This is a genomic window from Cellvibrio mixtus subsp. mixtus J3-8 (assembly GCF_000766945.1).
Lineage (GTDB): Bacteria > Pseudomonadota > Gammaproteobacteria > Pseudomonadales > Cellvibrionaceae > Cellvibrio > Cellvibrio mixtus_A.
This window is the reverse complement of record NZ_KN266210.1, coordinates 238,622-257,391: the sequence shown is the minus strand read 5'-3', so window position 1 is coordinate 257,391 and position 18,770 is coordinate 238,622. Positions and strand designations below refer to the sequence as shown.

Below are 18,770 nucleotides of genomic sequence, written 5' to 3'. Positions count from 1 at the left end.
CGTATGGAAAAAGTAGCTCAAGTATCCAATGTTTTAGCGAAAATAGGTACAGTTCGATATACGAGAACCTCTCCTGTACGCGAAATTATCAACAATAAATTAGATGATGATTTAATAATTATAGACAGTTGGCTAATGGAGGATATTTTTCTAGGAAAAAAAATCACATATCTGATTCAAATTCATGATTGGGATTTTTTGACTCTTCCAAAAGTGTATTTACGCTTACCTCTTGATCCCTCCTTTTTCACTTTATTGAAGTCGGCCCACTTTGGGCCAATCAATGTCGTCTCAAAAAAAACAAACTATCTTCCTGTTTGTTATAGCCCCGAAGATTCTCGCGAGTTTCCGCGAAGTTCTGCTAAACATGTAATTAAATGGGTAATGGCGCAAACAACGGAAATTATAAGACGAACCTTGAGCGATCCTTTGTACCGACAAAAAGAAATATTGAGAGAAATTGAGCCTCTGTGGGCGTGGTTATCAGGTGCAAATGTTGATTTCTCGAATTCAGCGGATTCGCGCTTTTCCCGTCATGGATTAGTGATGAGTTCGATTCCAGATCAAATATTTGATTGTAGAGTCAGGGATTGGATGATCCCTGTTGGTGAAGACCCTTCTGTTATTAAATGGCCTACTTTTACTCTAAAAACATCGTCAGATCAATTTGTGAGCATATTTAAGTTATTTGAAATTGTTGTTCAACAACGGAAAAGTATTAATTTGGTCGAATTTCTAACTTTTCTTAAAGCAGTTGACAAGTCCCTTATTGAGAAATTGCGTACTTATTTGAAATTATTCTGGATTCCTATCATTGAAGAAAAAGTGGTTAGTGTTGTATTGATTGTCCAAGAAAAATTTTTCCTGCCGTTTAATTTAACTGCGACTGCTATTCCATCAACTTGTACAGACCATAAAAAATTATTGAAAGAAATTGATGGTAAAACTTCGCCTAATCTTCTTCTGAAGCTGCTAGTTCATCCTCAGCGCGCACTCAATTTAACCCCTAAATATATTTTCAGAAGAAATACTGAGAATCTTATGTCGAAAAATTTTTCTGGCTTAAACGTTGTATTGATCGGTTGTGGTGCCATTGGTGGACATTTGGCTTTGGCAATGGCACGCCTTGGAGCTGGCACAGATGGAGGTGAATTGGCTTTAATCGATCCTGATGTGTTAGGCACTCATAATCTTGGTCGGCATGTGCTAGGGCGAAAATATATTGAAAAAAATAAGGCGATAGCTATCTCAGAAGAAATCCAGCAACAGTTTGATGATTTGAATATTTCTGTGTGGGGTAATTCCGCATTATCTTATGATAATGATTTTTATAAAAAGTATTCTCTGATAATTGACGCTACTGGAAAGATAGAACTATCGGAGGCGCTCAATGAGCGATATCAAAATGGCGGAATGCTTGCAGCTTCTTTATTACATGTATGGATACGTGGCAATGGTGAGGCAGTCCAAGCTATCATGGTCAATAGGAGTAATGGATATGCATGTCGATCTTGTTTGCAAGAAACCGGCTATTACTTCGTAGATGAACATGATGCATTACCTCAGATGAAAACTAAATCTGGATTGACCGCATGTCAAAGTTTTACTCCATACTCAGTTGCGGCCAGCATGTCTTCTGCAGCTTTAGCTATTGATATGTTGTTGGGATGGATAAATGATCAGGAATTTCCTCGTTATCAAACTCGATATACGGAAGTCTGGGGTGGGCGAAGATTGGCTTCGTATAACGCTAGGCGTAGACACGATTGCGGTGTGTGTGCGAGTGCTTATTTAGATGGTATACAATAAAAAATGAACAAAGCTAATCGTGTATGCTGGCGAGTTTTCAATAAGAATATTGGTGTAGATTCGTGGATTATTTTCGAGCCCAGTGTGATAGTTGAGATTAACAAATATCGCCAGCATCAATTTTATAAGCAGCCTGAATCATGTGGGGTTTTATTAGGAGAAAGGAGAGGGCAACATTTGTTAGTGACGAATTTGAGCACACCGTTTCCAACGGATGATAGAACGCCGATTGGCTATACGAGGCATAGCGAAGGGCATCAAGGGATTGTTAATTACTATCACCATCAGTCAAATGGGGCAATTCAGTACATCGGTGAGTGGCACACGCATCCGCAAGTTTCTGCATCTCCATCAATCACCGATTACTGTGAATGGGCGAGAACTATGGAATCACCAGCAAATAAAAATAAAAAAATGATCTTCTTTATTGCAGGCACTAATGATGATTGGTTAGGCCTATATTCTGATTCAATACTGTTACACGCGGATATTTGGCCATCACTATGACAAATTGGTGAGCACCTTGCTAATACATTTCTTAACTAAGAGATTGGGTGAATATGGACTCGGCGGATTCAAAACAGTCTATGCCAGAGCAAGTTCTCGTTATCAGCGATAGTTCGATATCGCCATGAGTTGGAGAGTTAGTCCAATAATTACCTTTAAGTTTTTTTCCTCCATCAATTAATTTCAAATCACCAGATCCCGTTGTTAGCTTATTTTCTCCGCTGTAAGTTCGCTTTAATTCAAAAATGTAACAGACACGGAATGCATCTGTTTTAGGATTTTGAATTAATGCTTCAATCTTAGATTCACCATCCTGGCTTCGGGTGAATGACTCAATTGATAAAGTCATGTAGGTTTGCTTTATGACAAAAAATATCTCTATTGGATTGTTTGTTGCTGTTGCGTGATTGGAATTTAGAGTGCCCCGCCAAAGCCCATGAATTACAGGTCTCTTGAGCCATCTTGCAAGTTTCGGTGAGGTCCATTGCATCTTTGAGAAAAATCCAAAGCTGATGACAGAAACGGTCAATCCAGAAGCAACAGCTTGCCATATATGAAACAAACTAAATGAATCCGAAAACCAATATCTCAGGCCGAATATGATGCAGGAAACTACAAAAGTGAAGTATCCGAATACCTTCAGTAGTCTTTCAAGTTCTGAGCGAGTTAAACTCACAAGATTCATTAAATTTTCTCCGTTATTATCGATAAGCCATTTTCAAAAATTGTGAGTTCATCTTCGGCAGTTAAAAGACCAACGCAATCTATACCAGATATCGTTGATACAATTGTGGCAGTCATATGGCGTGCTCCTGACGGGCGCTTATTAAGTGGCACCGATCTAAAGAACTCTAACGGTGGAGATATAAAGTGCGATAAATGAGTGAGTGCTAAACCGCTCGACTTAATTAAATGAAAGCCATCATGCCAAGGAGAATTGTGACCTGCGGCGTCTGCTAAAACGGAGCTAACCTCATTAAGTCCAAGAATTGGCAGTAACGGGCGAATGGCTTTAGGGTGACCCATTTCGATATGGGCTATTGTTTGAAGATCTGAGTAAAAGACTACTCCAATTCCCGAAAATGCTTGCGTTTTCCTTTCTGCAATAGCTTTCAGCAATGCACGTGCGGTGAATGAGTAAGAGGTCATTATTGACAAGCCGGTTCACGGTGAAGGTGTTGGCGAAGTTTAATACATCCCAAGGCATTTTAAGTAACGTTTAGTATTGATTTGTGAAGCTGGGGACGCCTCGTGGAAAAGAGAAAGTTAAAGGCATAATATTTTCGGGTAACGCATTAACAATTGAGTATCTGTCATTCTTTGGCGCCATGTCTCACGTGAGCGACTGGATGATTATCGCGCCAAGTGTAAGCTATCCTTTAAGCGGCGCTTAACCTAAGCTTGGCTGTGGTCTAATTTTTAACCAGATAATTGAGGCAAAGGAAATTTTTATAAACTTTCGGTTAAATATGGTGGCGAAACTTTCGGTATAACCTGGAGGAAACCCGCATGGATAGGCTTAAAATTTATAAACTTTCGGTTAAATCGACAGTAGTAATTACTGTCTGCTCAAATGCGATAATCATTTTCTAATGCTGCGCAAGAATACTAGCCTGCTGACACAAAGCGGCTAGTATTTTTTTATACAAATGTTTCATTATTTTTCATCAGTGTATTATCACTTTCCGCTGCTTTATTTTCTCGTCCAGTTAATATTTTCTATTCTTGTTCGAACGATGCCAGGTTTGATTCTTATCTTTTATCAAGCTGTTTCATAAGCGCTATTCGCCAGTAATGATTTCAGGAGAGTTGCAGATGAATGACCGGATTAAAAACCTGAACAAAATGGTGTTATCCGACAATTGGTACAGGTTATATAAATACAGTTTTGATTATCGAAATAATGCCGGGGAATGGGAGACGCAACATCGCGAAGCTTATGACCGCGGCAATGGCGCTACTATTTTGCTGTACAACACATCAAGGCAAACGGTTATTTTGACGCGGCAGTTCAGGCTTCCGACCTTCGTAAATGGTAATGCGGATGGCATGTTGATTGAGGCTTGTGCCGGTTTGCTGGATGCTGACAATCCTCGCGATTGCATTGTAAAAGAGGCGCGGGAAGAAACCGGGTATCAAATAAATAATCCCCGCAAAATATTTGAAGCATACATGTCCCCGGGTTCAGTGACAGAGATTTTGTATTTCTTTGTCGCGGAATATCAACAAGAAGATAAGGTGGAGGAGGGCGGCGGGCTGGCCCACGAACAGGAAAATATTGATGTTCTGGAGCTGGCTTTTGATGAGGCATTTGGAATGATTGGTTCCGGGGAGATCCGGGATGGAAAAACTATTATGTTATTGCAATACGCCAGGTTGAATATATTCCAGCAGTAATTACAGTGACATTGTGTTGTGGGCGGATACTGGAACGCAGAACTTGTATTCACTCCGGGTGATTTATTCGCGCTGCGCCAAATTCTGGCTAAACTTGTTGAACTGCCATAATTTATGCCCAGGGAATTATCATGAAAAATAAATCTAATGTGTTCCTGTTGTCTTCGTTAACGTTCACGCTGCTGGCCTTGCAAGGTTGTGGCGGCGGCGATGGTACTAAAAAAGCCCCCGAGCCGACTGGCCCCGAGATCTTCGTGGAAGGTACACACCCGCGTTTTGATCCGATTGCCTCCGATGTTCCATTTAATTCCGACCTTATTTTTGCCAAGGCAAAGGAAACCGATGGCACTGCCGATTTGGGCGCTCCTACTGATGCGGTACGCGCGACCATCAACCAAATGGACGGCTTTTCAACCTCGGCATTTTTTGATGTATTGATTAGTGGAAGCTTGACGCCTGCCAGTGTTATTGCTGGCAAAACCGTCTTTTTGGTTGAGTTGAATGCAAACGGGAAGGATGCACTCGACCCTGCCAATATTGTGGGGGTGACAGGCCTGGCGAGTTTCGATGTACAAGTGGTTTCGCTCGATGGCGGCACCAATAACACCTTGCGTATTCGCCCCACCCAACCGCTTAAACCCAAATCCAAATACCTGGTGATTCTGACGAATGATTTGAAGGATGGGGCGGGTACCGCATTGACCCGTTCCTGGACTTACAATCTTTTGCGCGACCCATCCTATGAGACACTGCCAGCATTGCTTCCTGTGCGCAGTGCCATTGTCGGTTGGGAAACCATTGCCAGTAAATTCCTTGCTGCAGCCAGTGGCGGGCAATTAACTGAATCTGCCGCTAAAGAAAAACTGGTATTGACTTATACTTTTACGACTACAGATCCGGTCGCGCCATTAATTGCCATGGCGGCACCGCGCGCCGCCATTGCGAGCAGCCAGATCCAGGCGGGTACAGCACCTGCAGCGGCAGTAGCCAACGCCGTGGAATTGGAATCACTCAATCTACTATCCACACCAAAACCGCGCCCCCTGGGTATTTCAGGGGCGACTGGAATTGATTTCAACAATTTCAGCAGCGCACTTGCTGCCAATGTGGGCAAGTTATACACCGGGTATATCAAGTTGCCGTATTACCAGACTGCGGCAACGGGTCTGGCATTTGGTGAATATCTCAAGCGTAACTGGAAGCCGGATTTAACGCTTGCCGGCGCATTGGGAAGGGTGATTCCGACCGATGTAGATGGTAGTTACAACGTCACCTACCGCTACCCGTTTGCTGCGAAAACCGGTGATGAATCTATCCCCTTGCAAGTAACCCTGCCGCACGATAATTGGGTTCCCGGTTATGCCGGTGCCGCTAATTGCGGGCAAATTTATGCGGCGACCGGTTATCCAACGGTTATTTATGTGCACGGTATTACCAGCGATCGCACCTCGGTAGTTGCCCTCGGCCATACCCTGGCGAGCCGTTGCATCGCGACTGTCGCGATTGATTTGCCGGTGCACGGGGTTCCTGCCAATAGTGCCTTCGTCAATGCACTGAATGTGGAAAAAAGTAAAATCATTCCATTTACACAGTTATACGGTGCTGATGCTCCCCATGAACGTCACTTCAACGTCGCCGGTTCTGGCGGCGCACCGGCGCCGATGAATTTCACTACACCAGGCACAACAGATGGGTCGGGGGCGCAATTTATTAATTTGGGGTATTTGCCAAATACCCGCGATAACAATCGCCAGGCGGTGATGGATTTACTGAACCTCAATGCGAGCCTCGGCAATGTAAATACTGAAATTCGCAAATCGGTTAGTACCGGTTTGGATTTGAATCGTGTGTATGTGGTCGGCGTGTCTTTGGGCGGTATTTTGGGCAGTGTATTCACTACCGTGAACCAGATTGCTATTGGCAGCGAAGCGCAATTGGGGATTGCCTCCAACCTCAAACCCATTCGCGGATTGATAATCAGTGGTGCAGGTACGCAAGTCGCGCAAGTGCTGGTAAATTCCGCGACCTTTGCACCGGTCATCAACGGCGGTTTGGGTAATAGCGGTGTAAATGTCGGCACTACCAATTACGAACGTTTCCTTTATGCCGCCCAAACTGCGATGGACTCTGGTGATCCGGTTAATTTCGTAGGGACTCTGGCCAAGTTGGGTGTTCCAACACTGGTGCAGCAAATTAACAACGATGCGGTTATTCCTAATAGCGCTGCCGGTGCACCATTAATGGGAACAAAGGCGATGGCGAGCTTGTTGGATGCGACACCATTGGGAACCGGAACTGTCCAGTTGGGCCGTGGCTATGTGAAACACACCGCAGGCGGCCATTCCTCTTTGCTACGGCCTGAAGGTGGGGCGCCCCAGGTAACTGCAGAGTTGCAAACCCAGGTGGTTACCTTTGTATTAAACAACGGTAATGTCTCTATCGGTGGCGCGGCTCCCGGTAACATTGAAGCGCCTGCCAATTAGTTATCTCCACCTTGCGATAAACCCCGGCTTGCCCGGGGTTTATTTTTTATACACCGGTGTTATCTCTTGTCTGATTTATCGCAGACTGGCGTAATAACTGCTTGGCAATGATGTAAACTGCCGCGCAATTTATGGCAGCCATTTTCTTGTAGTGAGTTACCCCTATGACCCCACGCAATTATTTATACCTGTTGAAAAAGTACGATGAGTATCAGGCGCAAATCACACGCCTGCTTGAATCGATTGTGACCTCCTTGTCTCCGAATAAATTGGAGACGGCTAGCGACCAACTTAAAGAGGTTGTGAAGCGCTTGCACGACTCCTATCCGTTTGTGGAATTGATTTATTTGCTGGATGACAAAGGTATACAAACCACTGAATCTGCTGCATCGCCAACAGTCCCGGACCCAAAACGCCGTGAGCCCGGTTTGGGTTCGGATCGCAGCAAACGCGTGTATTACATGTTGGCACGCGATAATGAATCAACCGCAACGGTGACCCAACCTTATTTATCCAGTGCCACCCATCAGTTAGCAATTTCAGCGGTACAGCGTTTTGTTGATAACAACAATGCGGTTTGTTATCTGGTGATGAATTTTAATTTGGAAAAGCTGATCACCTTTTTAAATGGCGATAGCTTGCGCCGCGCAGTGCATCCGTTCTTCCAGGTGGTTTACGGCATTATCGGTGGCATGCTGGTGTTGGTTGCCGGCTTGCTACTTTTCTCAGCGGGCAGTTCTCTGTTTGATGTAGTGCATGAACATACCAACACGGCCACGCAAGCGTTCCACCTTGTTATCCTCGTGACCCTGGGGTTGGCAATTTTCGACTTGGGAAAAACAATCCTCGAAGAAGAAGTGCTATTGCATAAAGATATTCACCACACCGGTTCAACGCGCAGGACCATTTCACGTTTTATGTCGGCTATTGTTATTGCGGTCTCGATTGAATCGCTGTTGCTGATGTTTAAGTCCTTGCTGGGCGATGCCACCCATTTAAATTCAGCTGTGTTGATGTTGTTTGCTGCTGTGGCATTGCTCGTGGGATTGGGTGCATATTTGAAATTGACCAGCGAAAAGAAATAATCAGGGCAGCAACGGGAATTTTCTGTGAGCACAAAAAATAAAACTGCATTTGTCTGTAATGAGTGCGGTGCTGATTACAAAAAATGGCAAGGCCAATGCACTGAGTGCGGAGTTTGGAACTCTATCACTGAGGTGCGTCTGGGGCCAACGCCCTCCAACCGTTCAGCAAAATTTGAAGGTTATGCCGGTGGTGCCAGCGGTAATAAAATCCAAACGCTCGCCGACATTGCTTTAAATGATGTGCCGCGTTTTAGCAGCGGCACCGGAGAGTTTGATCGTGTATTAGGTGGCGGTTTTGTTCCCGGCTCGGTGGTATTAATTGGTGGCAATCCCGGTGCGGGAAAATCCACATTGCTGTTGCAAACCTTGTGCAACCTTGCGCGTACCATGCCCGCGTTATACATCACCGGTGAAGAATCTTTACAGCAAGTGGCGATGCGCGCCCAGCGTTTGGGCTTGCCTGCCGATCAATTGCAAATGCTGAGCGAAACCAGTGTGGAGGCTATCTGTGCGACTGCACAACAGGTTGCACCGAAAGTGATGGTGATCGATTCCATTCAAGTGATGCATATGGAAGATATTTCTTCCGCACCCGGTTCGGTTTCGCAAGTGCGTGAAAGCGCTGCCTATCTCACGCGCTTTGCCAAACAAACCGGGACAGTATTAATTCTGGTGGGGCACGTTACCAAAGATGGTTCACTCGCAGGGCCCAAAGTGTTGGAACATATGATCGACTGTTCCATATTATTGGACGGTGATAATGACTCCCGCTTCCGCACCTTGCGCGGCAATAAAAACCGTTTTGGTGCGGTGAATGAGTTGGGTGTTTTTGCCATGACCGAGCAAGGGATGCGCGAAGTAAATAATCCTTCGGCGATTTTTTTGCAGCGTGCAGAAGACGCTGCACCCGGTTCAGTGGTGATGGTGATGTGGGAAGGCACACGGCCATTGCTTATTGAAATCCAGGCGCTGGTTGATGACAGTCATCTCGGCAACCCCCGTCGCGTCACCGTGGGGTTGGAACAAAATCGTGTGGCCATGTTGCTTGCGGTATTGCATCGCCACGGTGGCATTATGGTGGGTGACCAGGATGTATTTGTAAACGTGGTCGGCGGTGTAAAAGTAATGGAAACCAGTGCTGACCTCGCCGTATTACTCGCCATTGTTTCCAGTTTTCGCGATCGTATTTTGCCGCAGGATTTAATTGTTTTTGGTGAGGTTGGCTTGTCTGGCGAAATTCGTCCGGTACCCAGTGGACAAGAGCGTTTGCGTGAAGCAGCGAAACACGGATTCAAACGCGCGATAGTGCCTTTTGCTAACGCACCGCGGGAAAAAAATCCGGGTATTGAAGTGGTTGCGGTAAAAAACCTGCAGGAAGCGCTGAATGCACTTTAGCCAATGAAAGATTTAATCTTCGCGCTGTAATTCGATTACCCGGCGATCTATATGGCGAATTTTTTCTGCTGCTGCTTTAAAGCCGGGAATACTTGCAAATAATTCATCCAGGCTACCATCTGCTTGCGCGAGCAATAATCCTTGTTCAATGCGTGTTGCCAGCGCCTGATGTTTTTTATTCAGGAAAAAATAAATCGGCTGTGGATAGTGGATCAACAAATTCTTTTCCACAGTTAAGCCAAGCTTACCGTACTGTTTTAATTCGTAACCAACTTCCTGCAGGCTGCGCGCCATATAATCAAACCGCTTGGCAGCCAGCATGCGGAACATCGTATCGTAGGCATAGGATGTGACCATTGGCAGGCCATTGAAGTTATAGACTTGCGTATCGCTCCAATGAATACCCGAGCCAATTTTAAATCGCCGCAAATCCTCGAGGGTTTTGACCTGGTCAAATCGGTGCTGCTCATCTGCACGAATGAGCAACACGCGATATTCATTGATGCCGCGCAACAAATTAAATTTCACCGGAATAAATTCCTCTTCGCGCTGCTGGTTGCTGCTGCTCCAGATCACATCCACCACCCCTTGTTTTACCAGCAGGCGAAAACGTTCGCGCCCGACAACATGGGGGTGGTAAGTAATTTTGTAAACAGGAGCTGGTGTTATTTCCGGAAGTGTTGCTGTTTTACTTAAGGCGAGGGTAAGAACTTTTTCATAATAAATTCCGGTAGCCTCAGGTTCCAGTGACCCTGGTGCAGGAATAACCAGTGGTAATTGCTGCGCTGCCTGTGTTGGAAGGCAAACAATGAATAGAAAAATAATAAAGATGCGCATAACACCGCACACAATGTTGAAGCTAATGATCGTTTTCTATCAACGTCAATAATTCGTAAAGCAGTGTCCTGTCGGCGGGAGTATCGGGTTGAAATTCAAAGCCCAGATGTTGTTCGCGCACATGAATCAAGCGGCCGTGCAAGTTGAGCAGGGTTTTGCTTGAAGCAACCAGATTTAAATCATCCAGTTGAATATGGATTCGCAAGGGGTCGCCTTTTTGCAACAAGTGCTCACTCAAAATCACCAGGCGCGCACCGGATTCGGAAATATCCAGCACATGCGCATCCCAACTTTTTGTGGAGTATTGTAATTCCGCCAGCGCACGCAAAGGAAAACGCGGATGGCGGCGCTTGTTCTCAAGAGAATCGCTGGCCGGTAGCTCAGTCATTCTATTTATAGGCTCCACTGCTTGGGGTAGTCGTTTGCGAACGGATTAATAATCGCTCATCAATTCATTGAGTTCGCGCTCGGCAGCGCTAGAGTCGCCGAGGTTTAATTCGATCAGGCGACGCAAATGGCTAATGCTGTCGATATCAATAGTGGTGCACATCAAACCGGTCTGGTTATGATGTTGATGGGAAACACTCACTGTCATGGCGATGCAAGTGTTATCTGACAACAGAATTTTTACCAGGATGGGCAAATCTTTTTGTACTTGTGCCGGCAATTGTTGCTGGATCAACAAGCCCTTGAGGGATATATCCAGCAAGCTCGCACGCCAGTGGCTATTGCCCTGCGCCAGCTCCACATGGGCATCAAAAAGGATACGGCTAAATTTGCGACGCTCCTGGGTGCTGTCTGTTTTTTTTGTACTAGTCATAATCGGTTCGTGAATCACTGCAATAAGTTATGCTTCAGTGTAGCCCGCACTGGCAGTTTCGCCATAGGCATTTGCCTGGGGTTGTCGCCAGCGCCTATAATCCCGCCCGTTTTTATCCGATTGATCATAAAGCTAACAGATTGATTCCTATGACAGATTTTCGTATCGGCATTGACCTCGGCGGCACTAAAACCGAGGTAATATTACTCAATGGCACAAGCCAGGAGCTATTTCGTACCCGTATTCCTACCGTGCGCGATGATTACCGAGCGACCTTGCGCGATATCGCCAGTTTGGTGGCCCAGGCGGAAGCGGCTGCCGGTGAATCCAATTTACCGGTAGGCATTGGTATTCCCGGTACCGTATCGCGCAAAACCGGCTTCGTAAAAAATGCGAATTCGACCTGGCTCAATGGCAAACCTTTCCAGAAAGATTTATCGGAATTCCTCAAGCGTGATGTAAAAGTCACCAACGATGCCAATTGCCTTGCCGTATCCGAAGCAACGGACGGTGCCGGTCGAGGCTATGACCTGGTGTTCGCCGGTATTATCGGTACCGGTTGCGGTGCCGGTGTCGCGTACAAAGGTGCACCGATTGTTGGCCCGAATGGTGTAGCGGGTGAATGGGGGCATAACCCGTTAGCCTGGACTTCCGAAGCGGATTTGAACGCGCGCCCTTGTTATTGCGGGAAGGCCGGTTGCCAGGAAACATTTTTATCCGGCACTGGTTTGTGCCTTTCCTATCAATTAATTACTGACGAAAAACTCAAAGGCCATGAAATCGTGGCGTTGGCAGAGCAGGGCGATGCTGTTGCAAAAGAAGTTCTTGCCAATTATTTCGATCAGCTCGCGCGCGGGTTGGCGACCATCATTAATGTTATGGACCCGGATGTGATTGTGCTGGGCGGCGGTGCCTCCAATATCGCGGCGATTTACACTGAAGTACCAAAGTTATTGCCGCACTATGTATTTGGTCGCGAATGCGATACGCCGATTGTTCCCGCTGTGCATGGTGACTCCAGTGGTGTGCGCGGCGCGGCCTGGTTAAATCCAATTGTGTAAGACACATTTAATGTTGCCGATTAAAAAGCCCATCCGTTGTTGGATGGGCTTTTTATTTTTGGTTTGCGCAATACAAGGTTTTGCACAAACAGCATCATCACCAACGCCACAGAAAAAATCACCGGCAGTACCACAAAAAATTGCATCGCTGAATATTTGCATCGATCAATTGTTGTGGGAGTTGGTGGCGCATGAGCGTTTGGTTTCGCTGAGTTATCTCACCGCAAATCCGGCGTGGTCACCAATTGCAAAACAGGTTCAGGGTATGCCATTGAACCATGGTTTGGCGGAAGAAATTGTGCCTCTGCATCCGGACGTTATTTTTGCTGGCGAGTTTGATGCACCCAATGCAATCGAGCTACTACAAAAGTTGGGAAAACGGGTAGAGCGTTTACCTTTGCCGCGTAAGCTGGGCGATATTAACGAACAGATTTTGCAGTTGGCAAACACGGTGGGTGCACAGGAAAAAGCACAACACATGGTGGAAAAAATCAACACCGAAATTGCAGGCTTGCAAATGGCCAATGCCGGAAAAACACCGCTCACTGCATTCTGGTATTCATCCAACGGGGTGGTCATTGGTGATGGCACACTGGAACATGAATTGATGCAGCTCGCCGGTTTGCGCAACCTGGCCGCTGAGCGTGGTATGTTTGGTTTTAATCAACTCGATCTTGAATTATTGCTCAGTGCCAAACCGCAAATCCTGATTATTGAAGAAAGCCAGGATGAATCTTTTTCGCTCGCGCGTGAATATTTATTGCATCCCGCATTAAAGCATGCTGATTTTAAAATGGTGATATTACCGGCGGGATTGTCCGGTTGTGCTGCATCTGTGATTGGCGATGTTGCATTGACGTTGAAACAAGAGTTGGCGAAATAATTTTTAAACTGGAATCGATTGTGAAAATTACTATTTCATTTGCTGCATTGACCAGCGCCTTGGTAATTGCGCTGATCGCTGCATCGGTGCTTGCATTAAATACCGGCCTTGCTGATATTGAAGTCATCGCCGGGCTGCACGATTTTTTTAATGGCGAGCAAAGCCTCGCCGCGAATGTTGCCGGGCAAATTCGTTTGCCGCGTTTAATTCTTGCCATCATTATTGGCGCAACATTGGGAATGTCCGGTGCCGCCATGCAAGGATTGTTGCGTAATCCGTTGGCTGATCCCGGAGTATTGGGGGTAAGCAGCGGCGCTGCCTTCGGGGCAATTTGCACATTATATTTTGGCATTGCCGCCAGCGCCTGGTATTGGTTGCCGGGTGCAGCTATTGCCGGTGCATTGTTTACTTTATTTATGGTGTATGTACTGGCCGGTTTGCACAGCAGCATGCTCGCATTAATTCTGGCGGGTACAGCGATGAGTTCAATCATGGTTGCACTGATTGCAGTGGCTTTAAATTTTGCACCGAGTTTGTACGCGATGCAGGAAATTGTGTTTTGGATGTTAGGCTCGTTGGCGAATCGCCATTTTGACCACGTCAGTGTTGCACTGCCGCTTGCGGCAATCAGTTGGGTAATGATGTTAAGCCGCAGCCGTTTCCTCGATGCACTGAGCCTGGGTGAAGATAGTGCGCGTTCGCTTGGTTTCAATAATCAACGTGAACGCTGGATTTTGCTGTTAGGAGTTTCTATTGGTGTTGGCGCATGTGTGGCGGTTAGTGGCGCGATTGGTTTTATCGGTTTGGTGATTCCGCATTTACTGCGGCCTTTTGTGGGTTATCGCCCCGGTCGCTTAATGGTTGCCAGCGCACTTGGCGGTGCATTGCTACTAGTGCTTGCTGATATTCTGGTGCGCCAGTTTGACAGTGCGCGCGAATTAAAAATTGGTGTGGTTACATCATTAATCGGCGCACCATTTTTCCTGTTGTTGATTTTAAAAACGCGTTCACGGTGGGCATGATGACAACTACACTTAAAGCTCAGTCCATTGCCGTTATTCGCGATAACAACCGGATTATCGATAATGTTGACGTGCACTTGCATCCAGGTGAATTTGTTGGCCTGATTGGCCCCAATGGTGCTGGCAAAAGTTCGCTGCTGCGTGTTCTCGCTGGTTTGCATAAAGCCGATGCAGGGCAAGTAAGCATTAGCAATGACAACTATTCGAATGTGTTATTGCAACAATTGCCTGACCGCGAACGTGCGCAATTACTGGCCTATTTGCCACAACAGGAAACACCGGCCTGGCCATTGCAAGTTGAACATTTGGTAGGGCTTGGCCGCGCGCCCTGGCATAAACCGTTGAGTGGTAAATCGGAGCGCGATGCCAAGGCGATTGAGCGCGCATTACAGCTCACCGGGTTAACCAATTTCCGTCATCGACTAGTGACTACACTTTCCGGTGGCGAATTGCAGCGCAGTTTGCTTGCCCGTGTTTTTGCCGGCGAACCGGAAATTATTTTGGCTGATGAACCTATTGCAGCGCTCGATCCATACCATCAACTACATATGATGGAATTGTTAGCTGAACAGGCACAACAGGGTGGTTCAGTATTTGCGGCGTTGCATGATTTAAGCCTGGCTGCACGTTTCTGTTCACGCCTGGTATTAATTCATCACGGCAAGGTTGTTGCAGACGGGCAACCGGTTCAGGTGCTGACTACGGAAAATCTGCAACACGTTTATGGTATCAGCGCTTATGTGGAATGCAGGGATGATGGTGTTGTTATCATCCCGCGTAAACGGGTATTGCACCAATAGCCCACACATCCGGGTGATTTAAATATAACCCTGCACAAGCGGACACTAAAAAAAATAGTTTTGTATTAGTCAATGTTTTTAACCATAACCCCGCAGAAGCGGGTAGTGAAAAATTCCGCTGATGGAATATCAATATGAAAGCAGCTCTATTCAAAGCTATGGTAAACCTTTGGCCGCCGCTATTCTTTTCAGGCATTAAAGTGACTTACCTTGCGACAGATTACAAGGAAACACGCGTGACATTAAAGTTGCGCTGGTACAACCAGAATTATGTCCGAACACAATATGGCGGCAGTTTAATGTCCATGACGGACCCCTGGTATATGTTGATGATAATGAACAACCTGGGGCGCGATTATTTTGTGTGGGATAAACATGCAGAGATAGATTACATCTCTCCCGGTAAAACCCACGTGCATGCGCAGTTCACACTTACCGATGAAATCCTTGGCGAAATCCGTGCTAAAACCGCCAACGGCGAAAAATATGTGCCCGAGTTTTTGGTGGAAATCAAGGATGATAATAATCAATTGGTGGCGCGGGTGAAACGCCGTGTCTATATCAAATTAAAACCGCGCGCACGCAACAATGAAACACCGGACGCAAATGGCATTGATCCGGATGATGTAAATAACAATTAATGAGAGACATTACACCACCATGTTAAATGTTGCCCTTTGTTCTTATGGCATGTCCGGCAAAGTATTTCATGCACCGTTGATCACCGCCGATTCCCGCTTGAACCTTCACAGTATTTTGCAGCGCAATGAACCAACGGCGCTGGCGGATTATCCGCAGGTAAATATCGTAAAAAGTTTTGATGAATTAATTGCCCACCCGGATACTCATTTGGTAGTGGTGAATACACCCAATGAGCATCATTATCCGATGACCAAAGCAGCCTTGCTTGCCGGTAAACATGTGGTGGTAGAAAAACCGTTCACATTAAGTGTGGCTGAAGGCAATGAGTTAATTGCATTGGCGCAACAAAAAAATCGGATCCTTTCGGTGTTTCAAAATAAACGCTTGGAAAGTGATCATCTTGATGCACAACAGATTGTCCAGTCCGGTGAATTAGGGCGTATTGTAGAAGTCGAATGGCATTATGACCGCTATCGCACTAACGTCACGCACAAAAAATGGAAGGAAGATAATTTACCGGGTTCCGGCACCTGGTTTGATCTGGGAATCCATATGGTGGATTCCATGTTGTGTTTATTCAGAAAACCCAATGCCGTTTATGCGGATATGCGCAGCTTGCGTCGCGCAGAAGGTTCAACTGATTATTTCAATACGATTTTTCACTACGACGATATGCGCGTAATTTTGCGCTCCAATACTTACGTTAGTGAAAAGGGTGCAACGGTTGCTATCCACGGCGATAAAGGCTCATTCCTGAAATTTGGACAAGATGTGCAGGAAAGCCAAATGATGCGCGGAATCATTCCGGGCATGTCCGGCTGGGCGCAACCGGGTGACGATAATTACGGTGTGCTTCACACGCACAATAACGGTGAATCCACGCGCCGCATCATTCCCGGCCAACGCGGTTACTACGAACATTATTATCAAAATATTGTGGACGCCATTACCGCTAAAGCCCCGCTTGCATTTTTACCGCAGCAATCATTGCTTGGCGTAGAGCTGTTATTGGCTGCGGAAGAAAGCGCTAAACAGCGGCGTTTGATTTCGGTGTAATGACAAGTGACGGGCGAAAAGGTACTTCCAATGACTGACAATAATAATCCTGCAGGCAATAAAAATTTTCTGGATTCAGTGGTGGGCTTTATTGGCGTTGCCGGTGGCTTGATTGCTATTTTCACCGGTGTGTTCCAGTTGTGGGAAAGCAATCAGCAAGGCGCTCGTGAATTACGCTGGGAGCAGGCAAAAATGGCCAAGGAAATGGTAAGCACTATGCTTGCCGATGACGGCTGGGTTGCAATGGAAATGATGGATTGGGATGACGAAGGGCGTGAGTACGAAATAAACGGTAGTAAAACGTTAGTTAATGCACAAACGGTGTTTGACGCGTTGGAAAATCCGGTTAGCGATGCAAAAGCGAAGTATATTGTCGACCGGTTTGATCGATCATTATTTTTAATCAGCCAGATGGAAATTGCTGTTCGTTCAAGCCTGGTCAAAATAGAGGACGTGCGCTATCCCCTGAGCTGGTATGTTTCCCACCGGATTTGCGCAAAAAAATCCTTGTTTGAAAATTACATGAAAGAAAATGCGGCAGCTGAAACCCTGCAATTTTTCCAGCGCCTTGATGAATGGAACCAATGCAATCTGCAGTAACCTTGCCGCAGACCAATTGCCCTCCAGATTTTTCTATATCGTTGGAGTTTTCCATGAAAAAATTACTCGCTGCTTTATTCCTTCTGTCACTCTGTATGCCCAGCTTTGCAGGCCGTATGCCAGATAATGTTGAAAGCGTAGAGGCTATTGGCAAAGGCTACGTTAAACTCAATATCGCCAAAAATTCACCGGATGCGGAATACGATTATCAAGTTGTGAGTGCCACCGATATTAAACGCCTGGTTGGTGGCAGCAATAAAAAGAACTGTTTTATTTTTTATTTTACCGGTATTGAAACACTGAAAATCCAGGTTTCCAACCAAGCCTGTAGCGCGATTGTTAAAGAGTTGATCGTGGCGCAGAGTTAAAAAGGAGCGGAATATGACTATCAATTTAAAGGAAGTAGACGGTGTAGTTATCCAGCCAAAACATAAGGCAACCTGCCATTGCGGTGGCGTAGAGTTTGAGCTGGACTTGCCGGATGGTTTGATTGATGTGCGTCGTTGTGACTGCTCTTTATGCAGGAGAAGAGGTGCAGTTGTAGCTTCCATTCCGTTATCAGGAATAAGCATTGTCAAAGGCGAAGCACTGCTAAAGCTTTATCAATTCAATACAAAAACCGCCAGGCATTATTTTTGTAGTAATTGTGGTGTTTACACTCACCACCAACGCCGGTCAAATCCGTCCCAGTATGGATTTAATGTGGGATGCCTTGATGGCATTAATCCGTTAAAAATTAAAAAAATTTCTACATACGATGGTGTTAATCATCCTGCAGATAGACAGAAATAGGGAACCGGTTTTATGGAAATAACCAAAGCAGTAGTCACGGATGCTGAAACAATTCTCGCATTACAAAAGCGTGCTTATCATTCAGAAGCGGAATTAAACAATGATTTTTCAATTCTTCCGTTAATCCAAACTATAGAACAATTGCGCGCTGAGTTTTCCGCAAAAGAAATTCTGAAAGTGATTATCGATGATGAAATTGTCGGCAGTGGCCAGGCAACATTGGAAAATGGTTCTGTGCGCATCGGCCGTATAATCGTGCACCCGGATTTTTGGGGGCGGGGGATTGGTTCTGGTATTTTGCTAGCATTGGAATCTCTATTTCCTGCAGCTGCACGTTATGAATTATTCACCGGTTCCAAAAGTCATAAAAATCTCGCTTTCTATAAAAGTCGTGGTTATAAAAATTTTAAGACTGCGATTTCAGGTAAAACAGAACTGGTGTATTTGGAAAAATGTAAATAACTACTATGCGCTGATCGGTTGTCGCCTAAATATAAAGTCGTACGCGTGTCCATATCGTCTCACCTAAAGCGGGACGCTTTCTCCCAAAGTCGAACCTTAAAACCAAAACTCGTACTGGC

The 18,770-nt window shown here is 45.8% G+C and carries 21 protein-coding genes; 16 read left to right on the top strand and 5 right to left on the bottom strand.

Going from position 1 to position 18,770, the window contains the following annotated elements:
* The first annotated feature begins 3 nt into the window (after positions 1-3).
* Both A596_RS16125 and A596_RS22225 read left to right on the top strand, forming a co-directional pair.
* On the top strand, positions 4-1,809 hold the full coding sequence (locus A596_RS16125; RefSeq protein WP_039916577.1) for a ThiF family adenylyltransferase: 1,806 nt from the start codon (positions 4-6) through the stop codon (positions 1,807-1,809).
* Positions 1,810-1,812: 3 nt separating this feature from the next.
* The gene (locus A596_RS22225; protein ID WP_052417590.1) at positions 1,813-2,316 is read left to right on the top strand and encodes a Mov34/MPN/PAD-1 family protein; all 504 of its coding nucleotides are present in this window, start codon (positions 1,813-1,815) and stop codon (positions 2,314-2,316) included.
* Between the two features lie 31 nt (positions 2,317-2,347).
* On the opposite strand, the gene A596_RS16115 is transcribed toward A596_RS22225, so the two are convergent.
* On the bottom strand, positions 2,348-3,001 hold the full coding sequence (locus A596_RS16115) for a Cap15 family cyclic dinucleotide receptor domain-containing protein (protein ID WP_039916575.1): 654 nt from the start codon (positions 2,999-3,001) through the stop codon (positions 2,348-2,350).
* The gene (locus tag A596_RS16110) at positions 3,001-3,465 is read right to left on the bottom strand and encodes a hypothetical protein (RefSeq protein WP_039916573.1); all 465 of its coding nucleotides are present in this window, start codon (positions 3,463-3,465) and stop codon (positions 3,001-3,003) included. Before A596_RS16110 ends, A596_RS16115 begins: the two co-directional genes overlap by 1 nt.
* 666 nt (positions 3,466-4,131) lie before the next feature.
* On the opposite strand from A596_RS16110, the gene nudK reads away from it, so the two are divergent.
* From nudK to radA, 4 genes are all read left to right on the top strand, one after another.
* Entirely contained in the window at positions 4,132-4,713 is a 582-nt protein-coding gene (gene nudK / locus A596_RS16105) for a GDP-mannose pyrophosphatase NudK (RefSeq protein ID WP_039916571.1), read from the top strand.
* Between the two features lie 131 nt (positions 4,714-4,844).
* Positions 4,845-7,196, top strand: a complete 2,352-nt coding sequence (locus A596_RS16100) for a hypothetical protein (protein WP_039916569.1) — start codon at positions 4,845-4,847, stop codon at positions 7,194-7,196.
* A 164-nt stretch (positions 7,197-7,360) separates the two neighbouring features.
* On the top strand, positions 7,361-8,281 hold the full coding sequence (locus A596_RS16095; RefSeq protein ID WP_039916568.1) for a PDC sensor domain-containing protein: 921 nt from the start codon (positions 7,361-7,363) through the stop codon (positions 8,279-8,281).
* Positions 8,282-8,305: 24 nt separating this feature from the next.
* On the top strand, positions 8,306-9,676 hold the full coding sequence (gene radA / locus A596_RS16090) for a DNA repair protein RadA (protein WP_039916566.1): 1,371 nt from the start codon (positions 8,306-8,308) through the stop codon (positions 9,674-9,676).
* A gap of 12 nt (positions 9,677-9,688) precedes the next feature.
* Here the strand turns inward: radA and A596_RS16085 are convergent, their stop codons facing one another.
* Genes A596_RS16085 through A596_RS16075 form a run of 3 tightly spaced genes read right to left on the bottom strand, consistent with a single transcriptional unit; the run spans position 9,689 to position 11,333 of the window.
* Positions 9,689-10,513 carry a substrate-binding periplasmic protein gene (locus A596_RS16085; RefSeq protein ID WP_052417589.1) on the bottom strand — a complete coding sequence of 275 codons (825 nt, stop codon included), beginning with the start codon at positions 10,511-10,513 and terminating at the stop codon, positions 9,689-9,691.
* A 22-nt stretch (positions 10,514-10,535) separates the two neighbouring features.
* The gene (locus A596_RS16080) at positions 10,536-10,901 is read right to left on the bottom strand and encodes a PilZ domain-containing protein (RefSeq protein ID WP_039916563.1); all 366 of its coding nucleotides are present in this window, start codon (positions 10,899-10,901) and stop codon (positions 10,536-10,538) included.
* Between the two features lie 45 nt (positions 10,902-10,946).
* Positions 10,947-11,333 carry a PilZ domain-containing protein gene (locus A596_RS16075; RefSeq protein WP_039916561.1) on the bottom strand — a complete coding sequence of 129 codons (387 nt, stop codon included), beginning with the start codon at positions 11,331-11,333 and terminating at the stop codon, positions 10,947-10,949.
* Positions 11,334-11,482: 149 nt separating this feature from the next.
* Here A596_RS16075 and A596_RS16070 point away from each other — a divergent pair, with 149 nt between their 5' ends.
* The 10 genes from A596_RS16070 (at position 11,483) to A596_RS16025 (ending at position 18,651) form a co-directional block, all read left to right on the top strand.
* Complete coding sequence (locus tag A596_RS16070; protein WP_039916704.1) at positions 11,483-12,394, top strand: ROK family protein; 912 nt, start codon at positions 11,483-11,485, stop codon at positions 12,392-12,394.
* A gap of 10 nt (positions 12,395-12,404) precedes the next feature.
* Positions 12,405-13,277, top strand: coding sequence for an ABC transporter substrate-binding protein (locus tag A596_RS16065; RefSeq protein WP_039916560.1), 873 nt, complete (start codon positions 12,405-12,407; stop codon positions 13,275-13,277).
* Positions 13,278-13,297: 20 nt separating this feature from the next.
* The gene (locus A596_RS16060; RefSeq protein WP_235425754.1) at positions 13,298-14,299 is read left to right on the top strand and encodes a FecCD family ABC transporter permease; all 1,002 of its coding nucleotides are present in this window, start codon (positions 13,298-13,300) and stop codon (positions 14,297-14,299) included.
* Positions 14,299-15,099: an ABC transporter ATP-binding protein gene (locus A596_RS16055; protein WP_039916558.1), complete on the top strand. Its 801-nt coding sequence runs from the start codon at positions 14,299-14,301 to the stop codon at positions 15,097-15,099. Before A596_RS16060 ends, A596_RS16055 begins: the two co-directional genes overlap by 1 nt.
* Before the next feature lie 134 nt (positions 15,100-15,233).
* Positions 15,234-15,740, top strand: a complete 507-nt coding sequence (locus A596_RS16050; protein ID WP_052417588.1) for a DUF4442 domain-containing protein — start codon at positions 15,234-15,236, stop codon at positions 15,738-15,740.
* A gap of 19 nt (positions 15,741-15,759) precedes the next feature.
* Positions 15,760-16,797: a Gfo/Idh/MocA family oxidoreductase gene (locus tag A596_RS16045; protein WP_039916556.1), complete on the top strand. Its 1,038-nt coding sequence runs from the start codon at positions 15,760-15,762 to the stop codon at positions 16,795-16,797.
* Between the two features lie 30 nt (positions 16,798-16,827).
* The gene (locus A596_RS16040) at positions 16,828-17,397 is read left to right on the top strand and encodes a hypothetical protein (protein WP_039916555.1); all 570 of its coding nucleotides are present in this window, start codon (positions 16,828-16,830) and stop codon (positions 17,395-17,397) included.
* A gap of 53 nt (positions 17,398-17,450) precedes the next feature.
* Positions 17,451-17,765, top strand: coding sequence for a hypothetical protein (locus tag A596_RS16035; protein ID WP_152600206.1), 315 nt, complete (start codon positions 17,451-17,453; stop codon positions 17,763-17,765).
* Positions 17,766-17,778: 13 nt separating this feature from the next.
* Positions 17,779-18,189: a GFA family protein gene (locus tag A596_RS16030; RefSeq protein WP_039916553.1), complete on the top strand. Its 411-nt coding sequence runs from the start codon at positions 17,779-17,781 to the stop codon at positions 18,187-18,189.
* A gap of 12 nt (positions 18,190-18,201) precedes the next feature.
* Positions 18,202-18,651, top strand: coding sequence for a GNAT family N-acetyltransferase (locus A596_RS16025; protein ID WP_039916551.1), 450 nt, complete (start codon positions 18,202-18,204; stop codon positions 18,649-18,651).
* The last annotated feature ends 119 nt before the right edge of the window (positions 18,652-18,770 follow it).

What these genes read in the sequence shown, in the direction of transcription:
- A596_RS16125 (WP_039916577.1), top strand. Translation starts at nt 4, where the DNA reads ATGGAAAAAGTAGCTCAAGTATCCAATGTTTTAGCGAAAATAGGTACA.
- A596_RS22225 (WP_052417590.1), top strand. Translation starts at nt 1,813, where the DNA reads ATGAACAAAGCTAATCGTGTATGCTGGCGAGTTTTCAATAAGAATATT.
- A596_RS16115 (WP_039916575.1), bottom strand. Translation starts at nt 3,001, where the DNA reads ATGAATCTTGTGAGTTTAACTCGCTCAGAACTTGAAAGACTACTGAAG.
- A596_RS16110 (WP_039916573.1), bottom strand. Translation starts at nt 3,465, where the DNA reads ATGACCTCTTACTCATTCACCGCACGTGCATTGCTGAAAGCTATTGCA.
- nudK (WP_039916571.1), top strand. Translation starts at nt 4,132, where the DNA reads ATGAATGACCGGATTAAAAACCTGAACAAAATGGTGTTATCCGACAAT.
- A596_RS16100 (WP_039916569.1), top strand. Translation starts at nt 4,845, where the DNA reads ATGAAAAATAAATCTAATGTGTTCCTGTTGTCTTCGTTAACGTTCACG.
- A596_RS16095 (WP_039916568.1), top strand. Translation starts at nt 7,361, where the DNA reads ATGACCCCACGCAATTATTTATACCTGTTGAAAAAGTACGATGAGTAT.
- A596_RS16085 (WP_052417589.1), bottom strand. Translation starts at nt 10,513, where the DNA reads ATGCGCATCTTTATTATTTTTCTATTCATTGTTTGCCTTCCAACACAG.
- A596_RS16080 (WP_039916563.1), bottom strand. Translation starts at nt 10,901, where the DNA reads ATGACTGAGCTACCGGCCAGCGATTCTCTTGAGAACAAGCGCCGCCAT.
- A596_RS16075 (WP_039916561.1), bottom strand. Translation starts at nt 11,333, where the DNA reads ATGACTAGTACAAAAAAAACAGACAGCACCCAGGAGCGTCGCAAATTT.
- A596_RS16070 (WP_039916704.1), top strand. Translation starts at nt 11,483, where the DNA reads ATGACAGATTTTCGTATCGGCATTGACCTCGGCGGCACTAAAACCGAG.
- A596_RS16065 (WP_039916560.1), top strand. Translation starts at nt 12,405, where the DNA reads ATGTTGCCGATTAAAAAGCCCATCCGTTGTTGGATGGGCTTTTTATTT.
- A596_RS16055 (WP_039916558.1), top strand. Translation starts at nt 14,299, where the DNA reads ATGACAACTACACTTAAAGCTCAGTCCATTGCCGTTATTCGCGATAAC.
- A596_RS16050 (WP_052417588.1), top strand. Translation starts at nt 15,234, where the DNA reads ATGAAAGCAGCTCTATTCAAAGCTATGGTAAACCTTTGGCCGCCGCTA.
- A596_RS16045 (WP_039916556.1), top strand. Translation starts at nt 15,760, where the DNA reads ATGTTAAATGTTGCCCTTTGTTCTTATGGCATGTCCGGCAAAGTATTT.
- A596_RS16040 (WP_039916555.1), top strand. Translation starts at nt 16,828, where the DNA reads ATGACTGACAATAATAATCCTGCAGGCAATAAAAATTTTCTGGATTCA.
- A596_RS16035 (WP_152600206.1), top strand. Translation starts at nt 17,451, where the DNA reads ATGAAAAAATTACTCGCTGCTTTATTCCTTCTGTCACTCTGTATGCCC.
- A596_RS16030 (WP_039916553.1), top strand. Translation starts at nt 17,779, where the DNA reads ATGACTATCAATTTAAAGGAAGTAGACGGTGTAGTTATCCAGCCAAAA.
- A596_RS16025 (WP_039916551.1), top strand. Translation starts at nt 18,202, where the DNA reads ATGGAAATAACCAAAGCAGTAGTCACGGATGCTGAAACAATTCTCGCA.